This window comes from Nostoc sp. DedQUE09 (genome assembly GCF_034530915.1).
Lineage (GTDB): Bacteria > Cyanobacteriota > Cyanobacteriia > Cyanobacteriales > Nostocaceae > Nostoc.
Genome location: NZ_JAVRCE010000061.1, coordinates 42325 through 49883, shown reverse-complemented (window position 1 = coordinate 49883; position 7559 = coordinate 42325). Strand labels below are relative to the sequence as shown.

At 45.7% G+C, this 7559-nt stretch carries 6 protein-coding genes; all 6 read left to right on the top strand.

What is annotated here, in order from left to right; all coding sequences use genetic code 11:
- The first annotated feature begins 556 nt into the window (after positions 1-556).
- The 6 genes from grpE (at position 557) to RMY27_RS28080 (ending at position 7534) form a co-directional block, all read left to right on the top strand.
- Complete coding sequence (grpE, locus tag RMY27_RS28105; RefSeq protein WP_322668137.1) at positions 557-1303, top strand: nucleotide exchange factor GrpE; 747 nt, start codon at positions 557-559, stop codon at positions 1301-1303.
- Positions 1304-1530: 227 nt separating this feature from the next.
- Positions 1531-3489 carry a molecular chaperone DnaK gene (gene dnaK / locus RMY27_RS28100; RefSeq protein WP_322668136.1) on the top strand — a complete coding sequence of 653 codons (1959 nt, stop codon included), beginning with the start codon at positions 1531-1533 and terminating at the stop codon, positions 3487-3489.
- Between the two features lie 663 nt (positions 3490-4152).
- Positions 4153-5280, top strand: a complete 1128-nt coding sequence (dnaJ, locus tag RMY27_RS28095; protein ID WP_322668135.1) for a molecular chaperone DnaJ — start codon at positions 4153-4155, stop codon at positions 5278-5280.
- Entirely contained in the window at positions 5280-5537 is a 258-nt protein-coding gene (locus RMY27_RS28090) for a sulfurtransferase TusA family protein (protein ID WP_094347887.1), read from the top strand. The genes dnaJ and RMY27_RS28090 overlap by 1 nt, the downstream gene beginning before the upstream one ends.
- Positions 5534-6658, top strand: coding sequence for a small ribosomal subunit biogenesis GTPase RsgA (rsgA, locus tag RMY27_RS28085; protein ID WP_322668134.1), 1125 nt, complete (start codon positions 5534-5536; stop codon positions 6656-6658). The genes RMY27_RS28090 and rsgA overlap by 4 nt, the downstream gene beginning before the upstream one ends.
- Before the next feature lie 93 nt (positions 6659-6751).
- Complete coding sequence (locus RMY27_RS28080; RefSeq protein WP_322668133.1) at positions 6752-7534, top strand: Uma2 family endonuclease; 783 nt, start codon at positions 6752-6754, stop codon at positions 7532-7534.
- Positions 7535-7559: the final 25 nt, after the last annotated feature.

Below are 7559 nucleotides of genomic sequence, written 5' to 3'. Positions count from 1 at the left end.
CTGAGTGCTGAGTGCTGAGTGCTGAGTAACGAGTGCTGAGTGCTGAGTGCTGAGTAACGAGTAACGAGTGCTGAGTGCTGAGTGCTGAGTAACGAGTAACGAGTGCTGAGTGCTGAGTGCTGAGTGCTGAGTCAAAAAAGTAATAATCGCAAGTCACCTAAACAGTGCTGTTAGCGGTAGTGGGACGTTTAGCCCGTGCTGAGTAACGAGTGCTGAGTCAAAAAAGTAATAATTGTACTGGCTCAATGCCCCGCTAACGGCACTCAGCACTCCTGAAGTCGCTTTGCTTCGAATTCAAAATTCAAAATTCAAAATATTTTCAAATAAGATAAGGGCCGAGTCGCATTTGGCACTACTATTGCAAATTACTCGTTCGGGTTCCCGCCTTAGTGGTGTCTGGGCTAACGTGTTCACCATTTGTCACAATAAGAAGACGGTTATATCACTTCCAGGAACTTGTCGGCAATAAAATCAGCCTCAGCGGCACGTCGTGGATGACGACGGTTGCAAGCTGTAGAGATACACTGCCATAAATAGGATCTGGAATGAATAGACAATGATCGATGAAAATAAACAAATAAACAATACAAGCCAGCAATTGGGTGAACCAACAGAGGTAAAGCAAGCAATGAAGAGTGACTTCCCAGCCCAAACTAATTTCAATGAATCTGGCAGCGAGGTGACAGAGCAAGTGGCAGCCCAAACAAATATATCAGGCGATACTGCTGTCAATTCAGAAAATAGCGTCGCTGCAACTGAAAAAACTGAAGTAGAAAGGGCAGCTTTGGTAGAACTGACTCAACAAATCGAGTCCGTCAAAACGCAACTAGAAGAGCGTAGTACTCAATATATGCGGATTGCCGCTGATTTTGAGAATTACCGAAAACGCACTAGCAAAGAAAAAGAAGACCTAGAGTTGCAGGTGAAGCGGAATACGATTTTGGAATTGTTACCAGTAGTCGATAATTTTGAGCGGGCGCGATCGCACCTCAAACCGCAATCTGAGGGCGAAATGACCATGCACAAAAGTTACCAAGGCGTTTACAAACAATTAGTAGATAGCTTGAAACGCTTGGGTGTATCACCAATGCGTCCCGAAGGTCAAGAATTCGATCCTAACCTGCATGAAGCAGTAATGCGGGAACCTACGGATGAACATCCTGAAGGAACAGTGTTAGAAGAGTTAGTGCGCGGATATTACTTGGGCGATCGCGTGCTACGCCATGCAATGGTCAAAGTAGCTGCTCCCAAGGAAGATACACCTTTTGCACCAGAAGATCAGTCGAGTTCAGCCAGCAGTTAAGCTGTAGTCGCTCGCCTCGCTGACCTCAAGTGCCTGGGTTATAGCAAGGACGAGCATCGCGTACCTCAAACTTGGACAAGGCTTTGGATAACTCTCTGTGTTTCAACTTCTTTCTTGCTACCAGCAACAGGGGTTCCACAGACGTTATCCGCTAGCCTCGGTTCTTAGCAAAAAAGTTAGTCCGCGACAGATTACAGCAGAAAGACTCGGTAAAAATACTGGTAAGTATGGGAAAAGTTATTGGGATCGACTTAGGCACTACTAACAGTTGCGTCGCAGTTTTGGAAGGCGGTCAACCACTGGTGATCTCCAATTCTGAAGGTGGACGAACTACTCCAAGTATCCTGGGATTTGGGAAGAGTGGCGATCGCTTGGTTGGTCAATTGGCAAAACGCCAAGCCGTAACCAATGCCGAAAACACAATTTACAGTATTAAACGATTCATCGGGCGGCGTTGGGAAGAGACTGAAATAGAACGCGATCGCGTCCCCTACAACTGTGTCAAAGGTCGAGATGAGACCGTTGATGTCCAAATTCGCTCAAAAAACTACACGCCACAAGAACTATCCGCCATGATCCTGCAAAAGCTCAAGCAGGATGCGGAAAACTTCTTGGGTGAGGAGGTGACTCAGGCAGTAATTACCGTACCAGCATATTTCACAGATGCTCAAAGACAAGCAACTAAAGATGCTGGCACGATTGCTGGATTAGAAGTCCTGCGAATCATCAATGAACCAACAGCTGCGGCTTTAGCTTTCGGATTGGAAAAGCAAGACCAAGAGCAGTTAATTTTAGTATTTGACTTGGGAGGCGGTACCTTCGATGTATCGATCCTGCAACTTGGGGATGGCGTTTTTGAAGTTAAGGCGACTTGTGGTAACAACCACTTAGGGGGAGACGACTTTGATAATGCGATCGTCCTTTGGATGATGGAACGTTTCCAGCAACAAGAGCAAATCGACCTTTCCCAAGACAAAATGGCACTGCAACGCCTGCGGGAAGCAGCGGAAAAGGCCAAAATTGAACTCTCCAGTATGGTGAATACCTCCATCAACTTGCCCTTTATCACAGCTGATGATACTGGGCCAAAGCATCTGGAGATGGAACTCAGCCGCTCGAAATTTGAAGAACTCGCCGCGAAATTAATTGAAGCGACCATCGAACCATTGATCCAATCGCTCAAAGATGCGGATCTCAAACCAGAAGCCATAGATCGGATTATTTTGGTAGGTGGTTCTACCCGTATTCCGGCAGTCCAAAACGCGCTAATTAAGTTTTTCAACGGCAAAGCTCCCGATCGCTCCATCAACCCTGATGAAGCCGTAGCATTGGGAGCAGCTATTCAAGCAGGTGTGTTAGGTGGTGAAGTCGATAATCTCTTACTACTGGATGTCACCCCTCTTTCCTTGGGAATTGAAACTTTGGGTGAAGTGTTCACCAAAATTATTGAACGCAACACCACAATTCCTACGAGTCGGTCACAAGTTTTTTCCACCGCAGTTGATGGGCAAACCTCAGTGGAAATTCACATCCTCCAAGGTGAACGGGCGATGTCACGAGATAACAAGAGTCTCGGCAAGTTTCTGCTTGCAGGAATTCCCCCATCTCCCCGTGGCGTACCGCAAATTGAAGTATCCTTTGAAATCGATGTCAACGGCATCCTGAAGGTTTCTGCCCAAGATAAAGGTACAGGTAGAGAACAGAGTATCAGGATTACCAATACAGGTGGTTTGAGTAGCAACGAAGTCGAACGGATGCGCCAAGAGGCCGAACTGTTTGCCGAAGAAGATAGAAGACGTAAAGAACTGGTTGAACTCAAAAACCAAGCAGATAATTTGTTGTTCAGTTATGAATCTACGATCAAGGATAATAGCAACTTTATTGGCGAGCAGATGAAAACTTTGGCTAGTGAAAAAGTTGCACAACTCCAAGCGGCAATGATTGATTCCAGCATTTCCACAGTGGAATTTAAACAGCGCTTAGACGACTTCCAACAAACCTTGTTTGCAATTGGTGCTGATGTTTACAATCGAGCTAACAGCCAAACTGATGAGATTGAGGCGGGTTCATCTGGTCACTTTACCCCAGAAGTAGACTCACCAATGAATGGCACACTAATACCACAATTCAACTTTGATTTTGACGAAGAAAGTACCGCTCAGGCTGATTATGAGGCGATAGATTAGGGGTTGGGTATGGGGCATTGGGCACAATAAGCAGAGGAGCAAGGGGGCAGAGGGGCAGAGGGGAAAAACTTACTGTAACTTCTCCTCTGCTCCCCTGCTCCCCTGCCCCCTTGCTCCTAATTTGCAAATTTTTATTAAGACATTTTAATATATCTAAATATTTAGCGAAGTTTCACAAGACCCCAGTCGTTTGCTAGATTGTAGAAGCAAATTACTTTGGGCTAGGCAATGTGCAAGTTCAGAGCCAATCTAAAGCTAAGGGTGGTTTTCCACACCTAATGGTGCGGCTAGCCCCTCTGGTTGATGGGCGAGGTTTTCCTCTCCTACGTAGCACAATTGTAAAAGAGACAGCCGACTCGGCAGTGAGAAGTCTGGGCAGAGGCTTCCCCTGTTCCTAACTTCTATAGCTTTTGTCGTCTCCCACGAGGAAAGCACCTGTTGCTCAAGATTGTCGGTGATTTTTGTAAAAGGTAAAGGGTAAAATCAGTTATTAACAAAAATTAATTTTATCTTCTGCCTGCCCTCCGGCAAGCCGCCCTCTAAAGGATAATGTGTTGCTCTTGCATATCTGTAAGCAAAACGCTTATCCATAGGGTAGCAAGTGACCGTGAATAACGTTCTACTGACTTCTGCTTTCTTCCTTCTAACTTTTACCTTTGCTATATGGCCCGCGACTATTATGAAATCCTGGGTGTCTCTCGTGACACTGACAAAGAAGAAATCAAACAAGCCTATCGCCGTCTAGCCCGGAAATATCACCCAGATGTGAACAAAGAACCGGGGGCGGAGGATCGCTTTAAAGAAATTAACCGCGCTTATGAGGTACTCTCAGAACCCGAAACCCGCGCTCGTTACGATCGCTTTGGGCCAGAGGGTGTATCTGGTGCTGGCGCGGGCTTTCAAGATGTCGGCGATATGGGTGGTTTTGCCGATATCTTTGAAAGCATTTTTAGTGGCTTTGCTGGCGGTATGGGTAATCCCACCCAACAAAGACGCCGCAGTGGGCCTGCGAGGGGTGATGACCTGCGGCTAGACCTGAAGTTAGACTTTCGGGAAGCGATATTTGGCGGCGAAAAAGAAATTCGCATTTCCCATCTAGAAAATTGCGAAGTTTGTAGCGGTTCTGGTGCTAAACCTGGAACCCGTCCTCGGACTTGTTCGACTTGTGGCGGATCGGCTCAAGTCCGCCGTGTGACTAGAACACCTTTTGGTAGTTTCACCCAAGTCTCGACTTGTCCCACCTGTAATGGAACAGGGATGGTAATTGAAGATAAGTGTGACGCGTGTGATGGTAAGGGCGCAAATCAAGTTACAAAGAAACTCAAAATTACCATTCCAGCAGGGGTGGATAATGGCACACGTTTGCGGATTTCTAGTGAAGGAGATGCCGGTCAACGTAGTGGCCCTCCTGGGGATTTATACGTTTACTTGTTCGTAAATGAGGACGAGGAATTTCAACGAGATGGGATTAATATTCTCTCGGAAATCAAAATTAGCTACCTGCAAGCGATTTTAGGTTGTCGGTTAGAGGTAGATACAGTAGATGGGCCGGTAGAACTAATCATTCCAGCTGGAACTCAGCCGAATACAGTGATGAAGTTGGAAAATCGCGGCGTACCCCGCTTGGGTAATCCCGTAAGTCGTGGGGATCACATGCTGAACGTATTAATTGATATTCCCAATAAAATCACCCCAGAGGAGAGGGAACTGCTGGAGAAGCTAGCTAAAATTAAGGGCGATCGCACTGGTAAAGGCGGTCTAGAAGGATTCTTGGGAAATTTATTTAAGTGATAATGCCTTCTTCTGTTTTAACTCCCGATGCTCAACTTGATTTACGCGGCACCCCTTGCCCGATTAATTTTGTGCGGACAAAACTACGTCTAGAGAAAATGCCATTGGGAGGTTTGCTAGAAGTCTGGCTAGACCCTGGTGAGCCGATTGAGCAGGTTCCTGATAGTTTGACAATGGCAGGTTATCAGGTGGAACAAATTACAGACTGCACTAGTTATTTTTCTCTGTTAGTGCGCCGTCCAGTTGCTAACCAATGACAGGGGAAATTTTTGAGGTAACTGGACAGTTATTGGGTACGGTGGTGGCTGTACAGGCTAATTTTTACCGAGTACAGATGGATCAAGAGGCAGGGGAGCAGAGGAGCAGGGGAGCAGAGGAGAAACTAGATTTAAATGCCCTTCTGCCCCACTGCCCGTCGCCTCCTCTTTTGCTTTGTACTCGGCGAACACGGCTGAAAAAAATTGGGCAACAGGTGATGGTAGGCGATCGCGTTGTGGTAGAAGAGCCAGATTGGGCTGGGGGACGGGGTGCGATCGCTGAGGTTTTACCCCGCCAAAGTGAGTTAGATCGTCCGGCGATCGCCAATGTCAACCAAATTCTATTGGTATTTGCCGTTGCCGATCCACCGTTGGAACCTTATCAGTTGAGCCGGTTTCTGATTAAGGCTGAGTCTACTGGTTTAGATGTGCTTTTATGTTTGAATAAAAGTGATTTAATTTCACCGCAGGAACAACAACAAGTTAGCGATCGCCTCCTTGGTTGGGGCTATCAGCCAATATTTATCAGTGTTAAAGATGGCATAAATACTGAGCAAGCAGCCAGATATTTGAGCAATAAAATTACTGTAATCGCTGGGCCTTCTGGTGTTGGTAAATCCAGCCTGATTAATACGCTGATTGACTCTCTTCATCTGCGAGTTGGAGAAGTTTCTGGTAAACTGGCTCGTGGTCGTCATACCACTCGGCATATAGAATTATTTGAGTTACCTAGTGGTGGAATGCTTGCAGACACTCCCGGTTTTAATCAGCCGGACATGGATTGTGTACCAGAAGAATTAATCCACTATTTCCCAGAAGCCAGAAAGCGGTTAGCAGTTGCTAGCTGTCGGTTTAGTGATTGTCTGCATCGAGACGAGCCTGAGTGCGTTGTGCGGGGAGACTGGGAACGATACGAACATTATTTAGAATTTTTGGACGCTGCGATCGCTCATCAAACACAGCTACACCAACAAGCCGATCCAGAATCCACCATGAAGTTAAAAAGCAAAGGCAAAGGGCAAAGTCAATACGAACCCAAGTTAGAAAGTAAAAAATATCGCCGGATTTCCCGAAAGAGTCAGTTACAAGACTTGCAAGAGTTATATCGGGATGAGGAATAAAAAGTGCGATGTCTATAACAGGCTGCACCTACGCACTCATAATGCAAAGGTTAGTCACGATAGCATAGAGACAAACATAAAAAACTATCTTGTATGTCTCAGCCCCTTGCTGCCACCGCTAGTTTAGAAGATGTCACTGAGAGTATAATTTTCCCACCAGGTGATATCTTTAGTGACGAACCCCCCTTGGAATCTGACTTACACCGCGAACAAATTGATTTGCTTATCCGCCTGATTAAATGGTGGTGGCGCGATCGTCAGGATTTTTATGCTACCGGCAACCTGACGATCTATTTCAGTCCCAACCAGAAAAAGTCAGAAGAATTTCGAGGCCCTGATTTCTTTGTGGTTTTAGATACAGAGAAAAAAGACCGTAAAAGCTGGGTTGTGTGGCAAGAAGATGGTAAATATCCCAATGTAATTATTGAGCTATTATCTAACTCTACTGCCTCGGTTGATAAAGGTTTAAAAAAGCAAATTTACCAGAATACATTTCGTACTCCAGATTACTTTTGGTTTGACCCAAATAACTTAGAATTACAGGGATTTCACTTAGTTGATGGGCAATATCAAGACCTTGTACCCACTGAGGTGGGTTGGTTGTGGAGTCAGCAGTTAGGGCTGTATTTGGCAGTATATTTGGGCAAATTACGCTTCTTTACACCAGATAGACAGTTGGTGATGTTGCCAGAGGAAGAATCAAACCAACAATTAGAGCAAGCAAGCCAACAATTAGAGCAAGCAAGCCAACAATTAGAGCAAGCAAGCCAACAATTAGAGCAAGCAAACCAACAATTAGAACAAGAACGTCAACGGGCTGCAATATTGGCAGAACGTTTACGAGCCGCAGGTATCGATCCTGGGCAAATATTCTAACAATAGAATTTTATCTCTAAACTAG